Source organism: Pseudomonas sp. GW821-FHT09C10, from assembly GCF_059418085.1.
The window spans coordinates 434,537-451,995 of sequence record NZ_JBWKPE010000003.1 but is presented as its reverse complement, the minus strand read 5'-3'; the positions used below and the strand labels follow the sequence as shown (position 1 = coordinate 451,995).

Here is a 17,459-nt window from a genome sequence, read left to right as displayed (position 1 = left end):
CTGTCAGGCAGGAAGCCGACTTTGCAAACTCATGCCCATATTGGTAAGGGCGCTGGACAGCTGTTCCAGCGTGGGGAACCGTATGTCATGCACGCCTGCCCAGGCCGGGCGGTCGATGTAAAAGCTGCCGTCGGCCAGCCGATTGATGGCGGTCGCAACGATGCCCCTGTCTCTGCTGTGGTGCCGCAGGGTGTAGTTGCCCTGGTTTTCGTCGATCAGGTACATGCCCTTGCGAAACAGCAGCCTCTGCTGTTGCTCCAATGTCCTGTGCACCGGCGGTGCTTCCACTTGTACGCGCAGGTCGGCATGCAAGGTGTCGAAGCTGTCACCGATGCTTTCATGACTGGGGGCGCTGTCGCGATCAATGGCGATGCCGGGGTCGATACGCACCTCGTTGCCTTGCCCCGGAAAGACCTCTTCTATACGCAGCCCGATACCTCCTTCCAGTTCACTGAGACCGGCGAACCCATTGAAGGTGTTGATGTTTCTGGCGCCGGTCAGTACCAGCCATTTACCGCCGCCGTTCAGCGCTCTGTCGGCTTGAACAAGGATGTGGGCGAGGTAATTGCTCATCACCTGCTCTGAAAGATCGGCGATAGGGGTGGGGTATTTGTAATGGGCTGCGCAGTCGATAGCCTGCACGCGTATGCCATTGGCCCTGGCGGTCTTGACCAGTTCCAGTTCGTTGAACCGCCCGGATGGATCGGTGCCCAGCTTGCCAAGGTAGCTTTCCAGGTCCTCCGGCATCTCGCCGGTCTGGAAGTAGTGGTTCAGATCATCCTGGGCGAAGTCGTTGAGCAGGCGCCGCACATACAAGGTTTTCACGCCCTTGCGCGCGAAGAGCGGCATGTTGTTGATCACCAGGCGGGTGCTGGTGATGCGGTCCAGGGTTTCGCCGATGACGTAGCCCGGTAGGTCTTCGGGCAGGCGTTCGAGGACTTCTTCGAAGGCCGTTGTCGGTTCAAAGGCGGGGATGTCCTGACGAGGTGGCAGGCGGGTCCAGGACAGTTCCTTGTAGAAGTCTTGTGCTGATTGCAGCAGTTTGCGCTGAGTTTCGCCGAAGTAGTAGGTGAAGCGGTCAATGCGGCCGAAGCGGCTGTGAACATGGGTTTCATTGAGGCCCATTGCCCAGCGTTTCACTTCCGGGCGGGTGGATGGCGGGGTATCGAAGGGGCTGGTCACCCTGCGCAGCGAGTGGGGTGGCGTGGTCATCGCTTGTGGCGGTGGCGGAACCTGCGAGGGGGCCGGCCTCCGGGCGCTTTTGCTGGAGTTTCCCCCGCCGCCTTTCAAACCGTTGCCGTGGGGCACAGGTTCCCATTCGTTGAGTTCGTTCAGGCGCACCGGCAGCGCGCCGGAAAAGCCATGGGGGTTGTTCGGGTCGACAATCGCCCAATGCCCACGGCCGTTGGGGTCGGCTTCGTAGCGCACGTAATAGGCTTGGTCGTTCATCAGGATGGCTTGCTGAGGCATGCCGTCGGAGGTCCGCAGGCTATAGACCTGCTGGAATTTTCCGGGGGCGGTATCCAGGTGCTCTCCTTCCAGTATCAGGTTGGCCTGGTAGGTGGCAGGTACCGCAGGCTCAGGCACCGACGGTGCGCTGGTGGGCGCTGTGGGCGGCGTCAGCTCAATGGGCTCCGTTGCGAGGGTGTCGGCTGCTTCGGCGATATCGGGCATGACCCCGTCGGCTTTCAACAGTGCCAGGTTAAACAGCGTATCGATGGCACTGAATACCGCGCCCAGCTCCCCGGCGTGGCGTTCGGCCGGGGTCTTGCCGTTGATGGCCTGGTCGATGTTCAGGCCAAGATTTGCCGCACTGGCCCCCACGACCACCAACGCCACCGGCCAACCGACCACGGCCATCGGGCCGAAGGTTTTGCCAAAGGCGTTGAGGTAGCCAATCCAGAGTTTCTTGCGCAGGTCGCCATTGCTGCGCAGGGAAAAATCCGCGTCGTTGCGCATGCGCGTCTGACTCGATTGCGCCAGCCAGGTAAAGGCATCGTCCTCGATGGTCTGGTCGGCTTGATTGATCAGGCGGTGGTCCCAGGTGCCCCAGTCGACAAACAACTGGTCGAGTTGGTGGGACAGGCCCTTGTCCACCCAGTCCGGCGGCAGGGTACCCGCCAGGGCCTGGGCGGTGCGATAGATCAGCACGGGGGTGAGCAGCATCTGTTTCCACGTCACGGCATCGGTGTCGTCCTGCTGCACCTGGGCCGACAGTGGAAAGTGAGCCATGAAGCGTGCGCGATTATCCGGGTGGCTGGTCTGGTTCAGCAGCCAGAAATGCAGGTCAGCTGCGGTCTCGAAACAGTGGAAGGCCTGGGACTCACCCGGAACGTAGAGAATTTGCCGGCCATCGCCGTCGACGATGCGCAGGATATCCGTGGCGGTATGTCCACCAATATCCAGCGCCGCCACACGCAGTCCGCCGGCTGAAGTGGCCTTGGCTTGCAGGTTGGACAGGGTTGGGGGCCAGCACAGATTGCTGGCCAGGGCTCGAATCACCGTCTGCAACTGCGACTTGCTGAGATGCCCGGCCTGTTGTGCTTGCAGGGCCTCGGCCAGGCAGTTGACTTTGGCCAGGGTGCGAAAATCATCGAAGTGAGCGCTCCAGAATGCATCCATGCGCGTGGTGTAGCGATCGCTGAAATTGATCGCCCAGAAGTCCTTGAGCACCGTACTGGCGGACAGCGGCACTTCGTTATGCTGATCGAATAACCGCGCCTCGGCACCCTCGCGATAAAAGCCACCATCACCGTCGAGCAGGTCGGCATTGTCCTGGTCATGTACCTCGAAGCGGTGAATGACCAACTGCGTCAGCGTCATCGACGCCTGGGGTTTTTCGTTGTGGCTCCAGCCCGTAAACGTCGCCGGGTCACCGACGCCGCCGTTGAAGCGGTGCCAGTACACGTGATCGGGATCCAGGTTCGCCAGATCGTATTTTGCGAGAATCTCGCGGGCGGCCTCGATGGCCATCCTCTGCATGTTCGGGCACGCATCCAGCACGATGGGCGCCAGGGCCCTGAGTTGTTGCTGAGCGGCGGGGGAGGTGTCGGCAAGCGGCATGCTGCTCTCCTTAAGGGGGAAGAGCCGAGCATGCCAAGCCGTTTAGACGGGCGTTGGGTAGATAGTTAGCGCCTGGCGATATCGGAGAAGTAAAACTTATCCAACGTATGCCGCGACTCGGTGTACTCGAACTGCCGCCCGTCCTGCAAAAACGTCTGATTGCTCACCACGATCACATGGCTCTGACCTTCGAGGTCCAGGTGCGTCTGGTCGTCCTTGCTGCGCGGCAGGGCTTCGATGGTGCGCTGGGCGTAGCTGATCTGCAGTTGCAAGGTCTGCTCGATGAAGGCGTAGATCGACTGTTCGGCAATCGCCTGGTCCAGGCCGGGGATCAGGTCGGCGACGAAGTGGTTGATGTCGAGGATCACCCGTTTGCCGCCGATGCGCCGTACCCGTTTGATGCGTGTGATGAGGCTGCCGGGTTCGGCCTCGATGTGTTGCAACAGCGGGCCTTCCAGGGGGAGATGGGTGAATTCGACCACTTCGGTGCGTACGTCATCGCCCAGGTCGGCGTGGGTTTCGTGGAAGCTGACGATGCCGCCGAGTTGGAACTCAATCGGGTTGGGCGAGAGCACGAAGGTGCCCTTGCCGTGGATCTTTTGCGCAAACCCTCGCTCCTGCAACTGCTCGATGGCGCGACGCACGGTGCCTCGGCTGGCCTGGTAGCTGTCCATCAATTCGGTTTCGGAAGGCAGGCGCGTGCCGCGTTGCAGGCGTTCGGTGGTGATGCTGGCAAGCAGATCGGTATAGATCTGGTTGTATTTGCTCATGGGTAGGGCTCTGTGCCGCGTTGGCGTTCAAGGCAGGAACCTTAGAGGCAGAGCGGCGGTTTGTCCATTAGACCCTAGGATTTCTGCGGCTTGCAGCGCAGCGGTGTCCTACGGGGAGTAAACAAAATCAAACTCGTACAGACGAGTTGTTGCTTTAACTCGTCTGTACGAGTACTTTTGCCTTCGGCGTGCTGCCAATGACTGCCCCCCAAATAAAAAAATCAAAGTGGAAACCAAGCATGAGCCACGACTATTCCAACATTGCCCGCGAGATCCTCGAGCACCTCGGGGGCCGCGACAACCTTGAGCAAGCTGCCCACTGCGTGACCCGCCTGCGCCTGGCGCTCAAGGATCCGAGCCTGGTCAACGGCAGCGCGTTGAACCAGGTCGATCTGGTCAAGGGCTCGTTCTTCACCGGCGGTTTGTTCCAGGTGGTGATCGGCCCCGGCGAAGTGGAAAAGGTCTACGCCGCCCTGCGCGAACAGACCGGCCTCGCCGCCGCCACCATCGCCGATGTGAAGAAGAAGGGCGCCGACAAGACCAACGCCATGCAGCGCCTGGTACGGGTGTTCTCCGATGTGTTCATGCCGATCCTGCCTGCGCTGATCATCGCCGGCCTGCTGATGGGCGTGAACAACCTGATGGGCGCCAAGGGCATGTTCATCGAGGGCCAGACGCTGCTGGAGGCGTATCCGAACCTGGATGGCCTGTGGAGCCTGATCAACCTGATGGCCAACACCTCGTTCGTGTTCCTGCCGGCGTTGGTGGGCTGGTCGGCGGCCAAGCGCTTTGGCGGCAGTGAAATCCTCGGCATCGTGCTCGGCCTGATGCTGGTGCATCCCGATCTGCTCAATGCCTGGAACTACGGCAAGGCGGTCGCCGGGCTCGACGGCCAGAGCCTGCCTTACTTCGATATTTTCGGTTGGTTCAAGATCGAGAAAGTCGGCTACCAGGGGCAGATCCTGCCGATCCTGATGGCGGCGTATGTGATGAGCGTCATCGAGAAATGGCTGCGCGCTCGCGTGCCCAACGCCATTCAATTGCTGGTCGTGCCGATCACCACCATCGTCGTCACCGGCGTGCTGGCGTTGGCGATCATCGGCCCGGTCACCCGCCACCTCGGCATCCTGATCACCGAAGGTGTGGTCACCCTGTTTGACCTGGCGCCGATGGTTGGCGGAGCGATTTTCGGCCTGCTGTATGCGCCGCTGGTGATCACCGGCATGCACCACATGTTCCTCGCCGTGGACCTGCAACTGATCTCCACCCAGGGCGGCACCTTTATCTGGCCGATGATCGTGATGTCCAACCTGGCCCAGGGCAGCGCCGCGCTCGCGGTGTTCTACACCACCCGCAATGCGCGGGATAAAAGCATGGCTTCGACCTCGGCGATTTCCGCCTACTTCGGCATCACGGAACCGGCAATGTTCGGGGTGAACCTGCGCTTCAAGTTTCCGTTTTATGCGGCCCTGGTGGGCTCGGCGCTGGGCAGCATTTTCCTGTCGCTGAACAAGGTGCAGGCCTCGGCCATTGGGGTGGGTGGCTTGCCTGGGTTTATTTCGATCGTGCCGAGTGCCATTCCGATGTTTGTGATTGGGATGGTGGTCGCGATGGTGGTGCCGTTTGTTCTGACCTGTGCGTTGAGCATGAAGATTGTTCGGCCGGGTTATCGCGTCGCCTGATCGACCGCTATCGGGGGCAAGCCCCCTCCCACATTTGACCGCGCTCACAATTCTACTGAAGGAACCCACCATGCAAGACTGGCAACACTCGGTGATCTACCAGATCTACCCCAAGAGCTTCCACAGCCACGCGGGTAACGCCACCGGTGACCTGCTGGGTATCGTGGACAAACTCGACTACCTCCAATGGCTGGGCGTGGATTGCTTGTGGATCACCCCGTTCCTGCGCTCGCCGCAACGCGACAACGGCTACGACATCAGCGACTACTACGCCATCGACCCCAGCTACGGGACCATGGCCGACTGCGACCTGTTGATCAGCGAAGCGGCCAAGCGTGGCATCAAGCTGATGCTCGACATTGTGGTCAACCACACCTCCATCGAGCATGAGTGGTTCCAGCAGGCGCGCAGCAGCCTCGACAACCCCTACCGCGACTTCTACATCTGGCGCGACCAGCCGAACAACTGGGAATCCAAGTTCGGCGGGTCGGCCTGGGAATACGAGGCGCAAACCGGCCAGTACTTCCTGCACCTGTTCGACCACACCCAGGCCGACCTCAATTGGGACAACCCCCAGGTGCGTGCCGAGGTGTTCAAGCTGATGCGCTTCTGGCGTGACAAGGGCGTGGGCGGTTTCCGCCTGGACGTGATCAACCTGATCTCCAAGCCCGCCGATTTCCCCGAAGACAACAGCGACGGCCGCCGCTTCTACACCGACGGCCCGAACGTGCATGAATACCTGCAGGAGATGCACCGCGAAGTCTTCGCAGGCCATGACCTGATCAACGTCGGCGAGATGTCGTCCACCAGCCTTGAGCATTGCATTCGCTACTCGCGGCCAGAGTCGAAAGAGCTGTCGATGACCTTCAACTTTCATCACCTGAAAGTCGATTACCCGAACCTGCAGAAGTGGGTGAAGGCTGACTTCGACTTCCTGCAACTCAAGCAGATCCTCTCCGACTGGCAACTGGGCATGCAGGCCGGTGGCGGCTGGAACGCGCTGTTCTGGTGTAACCACGATCAACCCCGGGTGGTCTCGCGGTTTGGTGACGACGGCGAGCATCGCGTGGTCTCGGCCAAGATGCTCGCCACCGCGCTGCACTTCCTCCAGGGCACGCCGTTCGTGTACCAGGGCGAAGAACTGGGCATGACCAATCCGGGCTTCGACAGCATCGACCAGTACCGCGATGTGGAGACCCTGAACATCTTCCGCCTCAAGCGCGATGCCGGTGAATCCGAAGCGGCGAGCATGGCGGCGATCATGCAGAAATCCCGCGACAACGGCCGTACGCCCATGCAGTGGAACGCGCAGCCGAATGCGGGTTTCAGCACCGGCGAGCCCTGGATCGGCCTCCCGGCGAATGCCGCGCAGATCAACGTTGAACACCAGCGCGACGATCCCGACTCCGTGCTGCATCACTACCGCGCGCTAATCGCCCTGCGTCGTCACGAACCGCTGATTCAAGAAGGGGTTTACCGCCAACTGCTGCAAGACCATTTGCAGGTCTGGGCGTACCTGCGCGAAGGCCACGGCGAGCGCCTGCTGGTGCTGAACAACTTCTATGGCCAGCCCTGTGAAATCCAACTGCCTGGCGACGTGATCGGCGCAGCGACCGAGCAACGCCTGCTGATCAGCAACTATCACGACTGCCCGCCACGCACGGCCACGGTGATTTTGCGCCCGTACGAATCCTTTGTGCTGCACCTGAAGGACTGAACCCGGAACTCCCGCAGCTGCTACGGAGAGCGCGGGGTGCTTCAAAAAACATAATAAAAATATCGGAGTGCTTCATGAAAACAACAATAAAGCTGGGCCTCGTTGCATCCTGCCTGAGCCTGCCATTCGGCGCGCAGGCCCTGGAATTTGCCGGTTACTTGCGCAGCGGCGCGGGGACGTCGACAGGCAGTGGCAAGCAGCAGTGTTTCCAGTTGCCGGGGGCGCAAACCAAATACCGGCTGGGCAACGAATGCGAGCAGTACGCCGAGCTGGAACTGCGTCAGGACCTGCTGACCCTCGACGATGGCTCAGTGCTCAGCGTCGACGCCATGGCATCGCTGTACAACCAATACGACCGCGCTCTTAAATTCCAGGGCGAAGACAACGGCTCGGCGCGCATGCCGCAGATGTATGCGCAGTGGTCGAACCTGCCTGCCCTCAATGGCGGTTCGCTGTGGGCCGGTCGGCGTTACTACAAACGCAATGACATTCATATTTCCGACTTCTACTACTGGAACCAGAGCGCCACCGGCGGCGGTATCGAGGACGTGCTGATCGGCGACCTCAAGTACAGCTACGCCATTTCGCGCAAGGACAACCTGTACCAGAAGGAATACGCCACCCGTCACGACTTCAACGTCGCGGGCTTCAAGACCAACCCCGGCGGCGAGCTGGAGCTGGGCTTGAGCCATATCGAAAAGGCCGGCGGGCGCGACACCCACAGCGGCTGGGCGCTCACCGCGCAGCATGTGCAAAAACCCTTCCTGGGCGGCAAGAACAAATTCGCTTTGCAGTACGGCGAAGGCCCCGGCACCGGCCTGGGCTACACCGGCAATACCTTCCTGGATAACAGCAGCAAAAGTTATCGCGCCGTGGAGTTCTTCGACTGGCAAGTGACCCCGCGTTTTGGTGGGCAGATCGAGGCGGTGTACCAGAAGGATATTCGCCCCGGCAGCCAGGACCAGACCTGGATGTCCATCGGCGTGCGCCCTGCGTACGCGATCAGCGAACAATTCAAGTTGGTCACCGAGCTTGGGCATGATCAGGTCGATGCCACCGGCGGCACGCGCAAGCTGAGCAAATTTACCTTCGCCCCGACCTGGTCGCCCAACGGCCCGGATTTCTGGGCGCGGCCGGAAGTGCGGTTGTACTACACCTATGCAACCTGGAACGAAGCGGCCAAGCGTGCAGCGAATGAACTGGCGGCGGGCTCGGCGTTGTCCGACACCGGCGCCTATGGCACCGCGCGGCATGGGTCGAATGTGGGCGTGCAGGTTGAATACTGGTGGAAATAAGTTATCCACGGGATAGGCATCCACCCAAGGATTTTTACAGAACAAAACAGCAGGTGACGTCATGACCGCAACTCAACCCCTGGAACTGCTGGCGCCCTTGTCCGGCGTGCTGCTGGCACTGGACAAGGTGCCTGACCCGGTATTCGCCAGCCGCATGATCGGCGACGGCCTGTGCATCGATCCCACCTCGCAGACCCTGTGCGCGCCCCTGGCCGGGGTGATCAGCAATATTCAGGACAGCGGGCATGCGGTCAGCGTCACCGACGACAACGGCGTGCAGGTGCTGATGCATATCGGCCTGGACACCGTGAGCCTGGCCGGCAAGGGCTTCACCCGCCTGGTCGAGGAAGGCCAGCGGGTGGAGGCCGGGCAAGCCTTGATCGAGTTCGATGCCGACTATGTGGCACTCCACGCACGCAGTTTGCTGACCTTGATGCTGGTGGTCAGCGGCGAGCCGTTCACGCCATTGGCAAGCGGCCTGGTGGAGTTGGGCCAACCGGTGTTGCAGGTAGTGCCTGGCAACCGGGTAGAGGAGGCCGGTGAGGAGGAAGGCGATGCACGCTTCTCCAAGCCGTTGACCTTGCCCAACGCCAACGGTTTGCACGCGCGCCCGGCCGCCGTATTGGCACAAGCGGCGAAAGGTTTTAACGCGAGCATTTACCTGCACAAGCAAACCCAGAGTGCCAACGCCAAGTCGCTGGTGGCGATCATGGCGCTGCAAACCGTACAGGGCGATACCTTGCAAGTGAGTGCGGCCGGTGACGACGCCGAGGCGGCGATCCAGGCGCTGGTCGCGCTGTTGCTTGAAGGTTGCGGCGAGGCCATCGCGGCACCGGCTGCACAGCTTGAAGCGCCGGTGCCGGTATCGTCGGCGACGCTGCTGCGAGGCGTTTGCGCATCGCCAGGGTCGGCGTTTGGCCAAGTGGTCCAGGTTGCTGAGCCCGAGCTGAAGGTGATTGAACAGGGCGCTGGCGAGGCGTTCGAACGCGCCGCTTTGGCGCGTGGCCTGTTGGCTGCAACCGAAGCGCTGCAAGCCCTGCAAACCCAGGCGGCAGGCAGTGCCCAGGCGCAGATTTTCCGCGCCCATCAGGAGTTGCTCGAAGACCCGACGCTGCTGGAACAAGCCGATAGCCTGCTGGCCGAAGGCAAGAGCGCCGCGTTTGCCTGGAACAGCGCCACGGTCGCCACTGCCCAGCTGTTCCAGAACCTGGGCAATGCCCTGTTGGCCGAACGTGCAGCGGACCTGGCGGATGTCGGCCGGCGTGTGCTGAAGCTGATCCTCGGTATTCAAGACCGCGCCTGGGACCTGCCCGACCGCGCGATCCTGGTCGCCGAACAACTGACGCCTTCGCAAACCGCCAGCCTCGATCCCAAAAAGGTGCTGGGGTTTGTCACCGTCGGCGGCGGGGCGACCAGCCATGTCGCGATCCTGGCGCGGGCCCTTGGCCTGCCTGCCCTGTGCGGGGTCGGGCCTGAAGTGCTGGCGCTGGCCAACGGCAAACAGGTCCTGCTCGACGCCGACAAGGGCGAGTTGCACCTGGACCCCAACCTGGCCGAGATCGAACAGCTGGAAGCTGCGCGTAAGCAGCACGTGCTGCGACGTCAGCGTGATGTGGCGCAGGCGTCAGTGCCGGCGATTACCCGCGACGGCCATCACGTCGAGGTGAGCGCCAACGTCGCTTCGTTGCAGGAAGTGGAGCAATCCCTGGCCCTCGGGGGCGAAGGCGTCGGCCTGCTGCGCTCGGAGTTTTTGTACCTGGATCGCAATCGCGCCCCAAGCGTGGATGAGCAGGCCGCCACCTACAGCGCCATCGCCCGTGCCCTGGGCACCGAGCGCAATCTGGTGGTGCGCACCCTGGACGTCGGCGGCGATAAACCCCTGGCTTACGTGCCGATGGACAGTGAAACCAACCCGTTCCTGGGCCTGCGCGGTATACGCCTGTGCCTGGAGCGCCCGGAGCTGTTGCGTGAACAGTTGCGCGCGATCCTCGCCAGTGCCGGGCTGGCACGCCTGCATATCATGTTGCCGATGGTCAGCCTGCTGTCGGAGCTGCACCTGGCCCGCCAGATTATGGAGGAAGAAGCCCAGGCCCTTGGGCTCAGCGCTTTGCCCAAACTGGGCATCATGATCGAGGTGCCGTCGGCGGCCCTGATGGCGGATGTGTTTGCGCCCCATGTGGATTTCTTCTCCATCGGCACCAACGACCTGACCCAATACACCCTCGCCATGGACCGTGATCACCCGCGCCTGGCCAGCCAGGCCGACAGCTTTCACCCGGCGGTATTGCGCCTGATCGCCACCACCGTCACGGCCGCCCATGCCCATGGCAAGTGGGTGGGTGTATGCGGCGCACTGGCGTCCGAAGCCCTGGCGGTGCCGGTGTTGATCGGGCTGGGGGTGGATGAACTGTCGGTCAGTGTGCCGCTGATCCCCACCATCAAGGCCACCGTGCGCGGGCTGGACCTGGCCGGCTGCCAGACCATCGCCCGTCAGGTACTGGGCCTGGAAGAGGCCGCCCAGGTGCGCGAGGCCATGCGCCTGTACCACGCGGCCACCGTTGAAACCTCACCTGTCATGGAGCACTGAGCATGTTCGAGAAATTGCAGCGGGCGTTCTGGAAAGCCCTGACCCCGGATTTGATTGCCGAGACGGTGGCGGTGCCGACACAGGGGCTGTTGTCGGCCGATGTGCTGAGTGCGCTGGGCGGTGCGAATAACCTCAGGTCGCAGCAGCGTGTGGCGCTGACGCGGGTGCGGGTGCAATTGCAGGATGCGGGGCGGTTGGATGAGGCGGCGTTGAAAGCGGCGGGGGTGGCGGGCGTGATGGTGTTGGCGGGAGGAGTGGTCCACCTGATCACCGGCCTCTGATCCATGTAGCGATCAAAAGGTGGTGTCTGAAATGTTGCGGTCAGAGTTGCGGGGTGTCCTCCGGCGGCTTGGTTTTATCCACACCCGGCACATGCAGATTACCTTCCACCACCTGGTTACCCTCCAACTGCGGCTGGGTCACCCAGGTCAGGATGTCGTAGTAGCGCCGGATGTTCGCCACGAAGTGCACCGGCTCGCCGCCCCGGGCGTAGCCGTAGCGGGTCTTGCTGTACCACTGCTTCTGCGACAGGCGCGGCAGCATCTTCTTCACGTCCAGCCACTTGTTCGGGTTCAGGCCTTCCTTCTTCGCCAGGATGCGCGCGTCGTCCAGATGGCCGGTGCCGACGTTATAAGCAGCGAGGGCGAACCAGGTGCGGTCGGGCTCGGCGATCTTGTCGTCCAGCTCGTCCTTGATCTTGGCCAGGTACTTGGCGCCGCCCATGATGCTTTGCCTGGCATCCAGGCGATTGGACACGCCCATCGCCTGGGCAGTGTTCTGGGTCAGCATCATCAGGCCGCGCACGCCGGTCTTTGAGGTGACCGCCGGTTGCCACAGCGATTCCTGATAGCCGATAGCCGCAAGCAGGCGCCAATCGACTTTTTCTTCCTTGGCGTAGGCGCGAAAGTGTTTCTCGTATTTGGGCAGCCGCTGCTGCAAATGCTGGGCGAAGGTGTAGGCGCCGACATAGCCGAGTACATCGACGTGCCCGTAATAGCGGTCTTTAAGGCGTTGCAGGGTGCCGTTCTTTTCCACCTTGTCCAGGTAGCTGTTGATCTCGTTGAGCAGGCTGTTGTCGTCGCCGGCGGCCACGGCCCAGCTCTGGTTGCTGGCATTGCCGAGGTCGAACGCCACCCGTACGTTGGGGAAGTACACCTGGTTCATCGCCACTTCGTTGGAGTCCACCAGGGTCAGGTCGATTTGCCCCTCGTCCACCATGCGCAGCAGGTCGACCACCTCGACGGCATCGGATTCTTCGTATTCGATGGCCGGGTTCTGCTTCTTAAGCGCCGCCAGTTGTTCGGCGTGGGTACTGCCCTTGAGCACCATGATCTTCTTGCCCACCAGGTCCGCCGCGTTCGTCGGGCGTGACTGGCCGTTGCGGTAGATGATCTGCGGGGTGACTTCCAGGTAAGGATGGGAGAAACGCACCTGTTGCTGGCGCTGCTCGCTGCTGACCAGGCCGGCGGCGGCGAGCACCGGGCCGTTGGGTTTGCCCAACTGGCCGAACAGGTCGTCAAGGTTGTCGGCGGTCTCGATTTCCAGCTTCACGCCCAGGTCATCGGCAAAACGCTTGACCAGTTCGTATTCGAAACCGGTTTCACCGTTGCGGTCCTGGAAGTAAGTCGCCGGGCTGTTTCGGGTAATCACCCGCAATACGCCATCCTCCTTGATTCGCTCGAGCGTGCTGGGTTTATCAACACAGGCGCTGAGCATCAGGAAGAGTCCGGTGACGATGAGCCATCTGGCGCATCGCGGGCGCAAAGCAGTTGGGGAGAACATCTGCGCAGTATACGCAAACGGCCCACGGCGCCATATCTCGACAGCGGCGGACTTGTCTGCTAGCGCCGCCAAAACTGTGCTGCAGCCCGCAGAAACGTGGCTTGGCGCCCGATTGTGACGGTTAAAATAACTGCGCGGAATGCCTTGGATAACGCCCCGATAGCGTGCAAACCGTGTTAACTGACGTTCGGCAGCCGCCAGCGGTGCCGTTTCGGGTGCCGTTGGCGATGGTTTACGCTAGAATGCACGGCCTCAAAGCACACCCCTTCCCGAGGCTGTCCCGAAGATGTTGATCCTGCGCGGCGCTCCTGCCCTTTCTGCCTTTCGCCACAGCAAACTCCTTGAACAACTGAGCCAGAAGGTTCCAGCGGTTACAGGCCTGTATGCTGAATTTGCTCACTTCGCCGACGTTACCGGCGTCTTGACCGCCGACGAACAGCAAGTGCTCGCACGCCTTCTGAAGTACGGCCCAAGCGTTCCCGTTCAAGAGCCGACCGGCCGCTTGTTCCTGGTCCTGCCGCGGTTCGGCACCATCTCGCCCTGGTCGAGCAAGGCCAGCGATATCGCCCGCAACTGCGGCCTGGAGAAGATCCAGCGCCTGGAGCGTGGTATCGCGTTCTACGTCGAAGGTGGTTTCAGCGACGCCGAGGCCGAGCTGATCGCCAGCAGCCTGCACGACCGCATGACCCAGATCATCGTCAGCCAGCTGGAACAGGCTGCCGGCCTGTTCAGCCACGCCGAACCCAAGCCGCTGACCGCGATTGACGTGCTGGGCGGTGGCCGCGCTGCGCTGGAGAAGGCCAACACCGAGCTGGGCCTGGCCCTGGCCGAAGACGAGATCGACTACCTGGTCAACGCCTTCAACGGTCTCAAGCGCAACCCCCACGACATCGAACTGATGATGTTCGCCCAGGCCAACTCCGAGCACTGCCGTCACAAGATCTTCAACGCCAGTTGGGACATCGACGGCGAAAGCCAGGAAAAAAGCCTGTTCGGCATGATCAAGAACACCTACGTGATGCACAGCGAAGGTGTTCTGTCGGCTTATAAGGACAACGCCTCGGTGATCGTCGGTTCGGTCGCCGGCCGTTTCTTCCCGGACCCTGAAACCCGCCAGTACGGCGCGGTGCAGGAGCCGGTGCACATCCTGATGAAGGTCGAGACCCACAACCACCCGACCGCGATTGCCCCGTTCCCGGGTGCAGCCACCGGTTCCGGCGGTGAGATCCGCGACGAAGGTGCCACCGGCCGTGGCGCCAAGCCAAAGGCCGGCCTGACCGGTTTCACCGTGTCCAACCTGCAGATCCCGGGCTTCGAACAGCCATGGGAAGTGCCGTACGGCAAGCCTGAGCGCATCGTGACGGCGCTGGACATCATGATCGAAGGCCCGCTGGGCGGCGCCGCGTTCAACAACGAGTTCGGCCGTCCGGCGCTGACCGGTTATTTCCGTACCTTCGAACAGTCCATCACCACCCCCCGTGGCGATGAAGTGCGCGGCTACCACAAGCCAATCATGCTGGCCGGCGGCATGGGCAACATCCGTGAAGAACACGTCAAGAAAGGCGAGATCCTGGTCGGCTCCAAGCTGATCGTGCTCGGCGGCCCGGCGATGCTGATCGGCCTGGGCGGCGGCGCTGCTTCCTCCATGGCCACCGGCACCAGCTCGGCAGACCTCGACTTCGCCTCCGTACAGCGCGAAAACCCTGAGATGGAACGCCGCTGCCAGGAAGTCATCGACCGTTGCTGGCAGTTGGGTGACAAGAACCCCATCAGCTTTATCCACGACGTCGGTGCCGGCGGTTTGTCCAACGCCTTCCCGGAGCTGGTCAACGATGGCGACCGCGGGGGCCGCTTCGAACTGCGCAACATTCCAAACGACGAGCCGGGCATGGCCCCGCACGAAATCTGGAGCAACGAATCCCAGGAACGTTACGTACTGGCGGTCGGCCCTGAAGACTTCGCGCGCTTCCAGGCCATCTGCGAACGCGAGCGTTGCCCGTTTGCCGTGGTCGGCGAAGCCACTGCCGAGCCGCAACTTACGGTCACCGACAGCCACTTCGGCAACAGCCCGGTGGACATGCCCCTCGAAGTGCTGCTGGGCAAGGCCCCGCGCATGCACCGTTCGGCGGTTCGTGAAACCGAGCTGGGCGATGATTTCGACCCAAGCACGCTGGACCTGACTGACAGCATTGAACGCGTGCTGCACCACCCGGCCGTGGCGAGCAAAAGCTTCCTGATCACCATCGGCGACCGCACCATCACCGGCCTGGTGGCCCGTGACCAAATGGTCGGCCCATGGCAGGTGCCGGTGGCCGACGTTGCCGTCACCGCCACCAGCTTCGACGTCTACACCGGCGAAGCCATGGCCATGGGCGAGCGTACGCCGCTGGCCCTGCTGGACGCCCCGGCGTCGGGCCGCATGGCCATTGGTGAAACCCTCACCAACATCGCCGCGTCGCGCATCGGCAAGCTGTCCGACATCAAATTGTCGGCCAACTGGATGTCCGCTGCCGGTCACCCCGGTGAAGATGCGCGTCTGTACGACACCGTGAAAGCGGTCGGCATGGAGCTGTGCCCGGAGCTGGGCATCACCATTCCGGTGGGCAAGGACTCCATGTCCATGGCCACCCGTTGGAACGATGAAGGCGTGGACAAGAGCGTCACCTCGCCGCTGTCGTTGATCGTCACCGGCTTTGCGCCGGTCACCGACATCCGCCAGACCCTGACCCCGCAACTGCGCATGGACAAGGGCACCACCGACCTGATCCTGATCGACCTCGGCCGTGGCCAGAACCGCATGGGCGCCTCGATCCTCGCGCAAACCCACGGCAAGCTTGGCAAACAGGCGCCGGACGTGGATGACGCCGAAGACCTGAAAGCCTTCTTCGCCGTGATCCAGGGCCTCAACGCCGACGGCCACCTGCTGGCCTACCACGACCGTTCCGACGGTGGCCTGCTGACCAGCGTGGTCGAGATGGCCTTTGCCGGTCACTGTGGCCTGAACATCGTGCTCGACAGCGTTGCCGAGGATGCGTCCGAAATCAACGGCATCCTCTTCAACGAAGAGTTGGGTGCGGTGATCCAGGTTCGCCAGGACGCAACCCCGGACGTACTCGCACAGTTCAGCGCCGCTGGCCTGGACGACTGCGTCGCGGTGATCGGCCAGCCGATCAACAACGGTGAAATCAATATCTCCTTCAACGGCGACACCGTGTTTGCCGGCCAGCGCCGCTTGCTGCAACGCCAGTGGGCCGAGACCAGCTACCAGATCCAACGCCTGCGTGACAACGCCGACTGCGCCGAGCAGGAATTCGACGTGATCCTGGAAGAAGACAACCCGGGCCTGAGCACCAAGCTCAGCTTCGACGTCAACCAGGACATCGCCGCGCCGTACATCAAGAAAGGCATCCGCCCACAAGTTGCCGTGCTGCGTGAGCAGGGCGTCAACGGCCAGGTGGAAATGGCGGCCGCGTTCGACCGCGCCGGCTTTAATGCGATCGACGTGCACATGAGCGACATCCTCGCCGGTCGCGTTGACCTCAACGAGTTCAAAGGCCTGGTGGCCTGCGGCGGTTTCTCCTACGGCGACGTACTGGGTGCCGGCGAAGGCTGGGCCAAATCGGCCCTGTTCAACAGCCGTGCCCGCGACGCGTTCCAGGGCTTCTTCGAGCGCAACGACAGCTTCACCCTGGGTGTGTGCAACGGTTGCCAGATGATGTCCAACCTCCACGAGCTGATCCCGGGCAGCGAGTTCTGGCCGCACTTCGTGCGTAACCGCTCGGAGCAGTTCGAAGCCCGTGTCGCCATGGTGCAGGTGCAGGAATCCAACTCGATCTTCCTGCAAGGCATGGCCGGTTCGCGCATGCCGATCGCCATCGCCCACGGTGAAGGCCATGCCGAGTTCGAAAGCGAAGAGGCGTTGCTCGAGGCCGACTTGTCCGGTTGCGTGGCCATGCGTTTCGTCGACAACCACGGCAAGGTCACCGAAAGCTACCCGGCCAACCCGAACGGCTCGCCGCGTGGGATCACCGGCCTCACCAGCCGCGACGGTCGCGTGACCATCATGATGCCGCACCCGGAGCGCGTGTTCCGCGCCGTGCAGAACTCCTGGCGCCCGGAAGAGTGGAACGAAGACGGTGCGTGGATGCGCATGTTCCGCAACGCCCGCGTGTGGGTGAACTAAGGCGGTGTACAAGCTTGCCTTCTTTGTGCCCGACAGCCATGTGGAGACGGTGAAAGCCGCCGTCTTCGCTGCTGGCGGTGGGCGCATCGGCGACTACGACCGCTGCGCCTGGCAAGTGCTGGGCCAGGGCCAGTTTCGCGCGTTGGACGGCAGCCAGCCGTTTATCGGGCAGGTTGGCCAGGTTGAAGTGGTTGAAGAATGGAAGGTCGAGCTGGTGGTGGCCGATGAGTTGATCAACGCGGTGGTCGCCGCGTTGAAACTCAGTCACCCCTATGAGACACCGGCTTATGAAGTGTGGCCGTTGGCGGATTTCTGATCCGCCCGCTGTAGAAACAAGAAACCCGCTGGGCCGGTTTGGCCAGCGGGTTTTTTGTGGGTGG

Annotated in this window: 10 protein-coding genes; 7 read left to right on the top strand and 3 right to left on the bottom strand. The window is 62.3% G+C overall.

Annotated features, from left to right (window positions below; translation table 11 throughout):
* Positions 1-3: 3 nt before the first annotated feature.
* A complete protein-coding gene (locus tag AC07OT_RS09075; RefSeq protein ID WP_495107916.1) occupies positions 4-3,063 on the bottom strand; it encodes a dermonecrotic toxin domain-containing protein in 3,060 nt (1,019 codons plus the stop codon).
* Between the two features lie 65 nt (positions 3,064-3,128).
* The gene (gene treR / locus AC07OT_RS09070) at positions 3,129-3,833 is read right to left on the bottom strand and encodes a trehalose operon repressor (RefSeq protein ID WP_495107915.1); all 705 of its coding nucleotides are present in this window, start codon (positions 3,831-3,833) and stop codon (positions 3,129-3,131) included.
* A 239-nt stretch (positions 3,834-4,072) separates the two neighbouring features.
* On the opposite strand from treR, the gene treP reads away from it, so the two are divergent.
* The 5 genes from treP to AC07OT_RS09045 all read left to right on the top strand — a co-directional run bounded on the left by treP (position 4,073) and on the right by AC07OT_RS09045 (position 11,395).
* On the top strand, positions 4,073-5,515 hold the full coding sequence (gene treP, locus AC07OT_RS09065; protein WP_495107914.1) for a PTS system trehalose-specific EIIBC component: 1,443 nt from the start codon (positions 4,073-4,075) through the stop codon (positions 5,513-5,515).
* A 70-nt stretch (positions 5,516-5,585) separates the two neighbouring features.
* The gene (gene treC, locus AC07OT_RS09060; protein ID WP_495107913.1) at positions 5,586-7,232 is read left to right on the top strand and encodes an alpha,alpha-phosphotrehalase; all 1,647 of its coding nucleotides are present in this window, start codon (positions 5,586-5,588) and stop codon (positions 7,230-7,232) included.
* A 74-nt stretch (positions 7,233-7,306) separates the two neighbouring features.
* Entirely contained in the window at positions 7,307-8,527 is a 1,221-nt protein-coding gene (locus AC07OT_RS09055) for a maltoporin (protein ID WP_027605435.1), read from the top strand.
* A gap of 61 nt (positions 8,528-8,588) precedes the next feature.
* On the top strand, positions 8,589-11,114 hold the full coding sequence (ptsP, locus tag AC07OT_RS09050) for a phosphoenolpyruvate--protein phosphotransferase (RefSeq protein WP_495107912.1): 2,526 nt from the start codon (positions 8,589-8,591) through the stop codon (positions 11,112-11,114).
* 2 nt (positions 11,115-11,116) lie between these two features.
* Positions 11,117-11,395 (top strand): PTS sugar transporter subunit IIB, encoded by a 279-nt coding sequence (locus AC07OT_RS09045; protein WP_495107911.1) that lies wholly within the window; start codon positions 11,117-11,119, stop codon positions 11,393-11,395.
* A 40-nt stretch (positions 11,396-11,435) separates the two neighbouring features.
* Here the strand turns inward: AC07OT_RS09045 and mltF are convergent, their stop codons facing one another.
* The gene (gene mltF, locus AC07OT_RS09040; RefSeq protein WP_027605438.1) at positions 11,436-12,896 is read right to left on the bottom strand and encodes a membrane-bound lytic murein transglycosylase MltF; all 1,461 of its coding nucleotides are present in this window, start codon (positions 12,894-12,896) and stop codon (positions 11,436-11,438) included.
* A 286-nt stretch (positions 12,897-13,182) separates the two neighbouring features.
* On the opposite strand from mltF, the gene purL reads away from it, so the two are divergent.
* Entirely contained in the window at positions 13,183-17,079 is a 3,897-nt protein-coding gene (gene purL, locus AC07OT_RS09035; protein WP_253491935.1) for a phosphoribosylformylglycinamidine synthase, read from the top strand.
* A 4-nt stretch (positions 17,080-17,083) separates the two neighbouring features.
* Positions 17,084-17,395, top strand: coding sequence for a YqfO family protein (locus tag AC07OT_RS09030; RefSeq protein ID WP_141155938.1), 312 nt, complete (start codon positions 17,084-17,086; stop codon positions 17,393-17,395).
* Positions 17,396-17,459 lie beyond the last annotated feature (64 nt).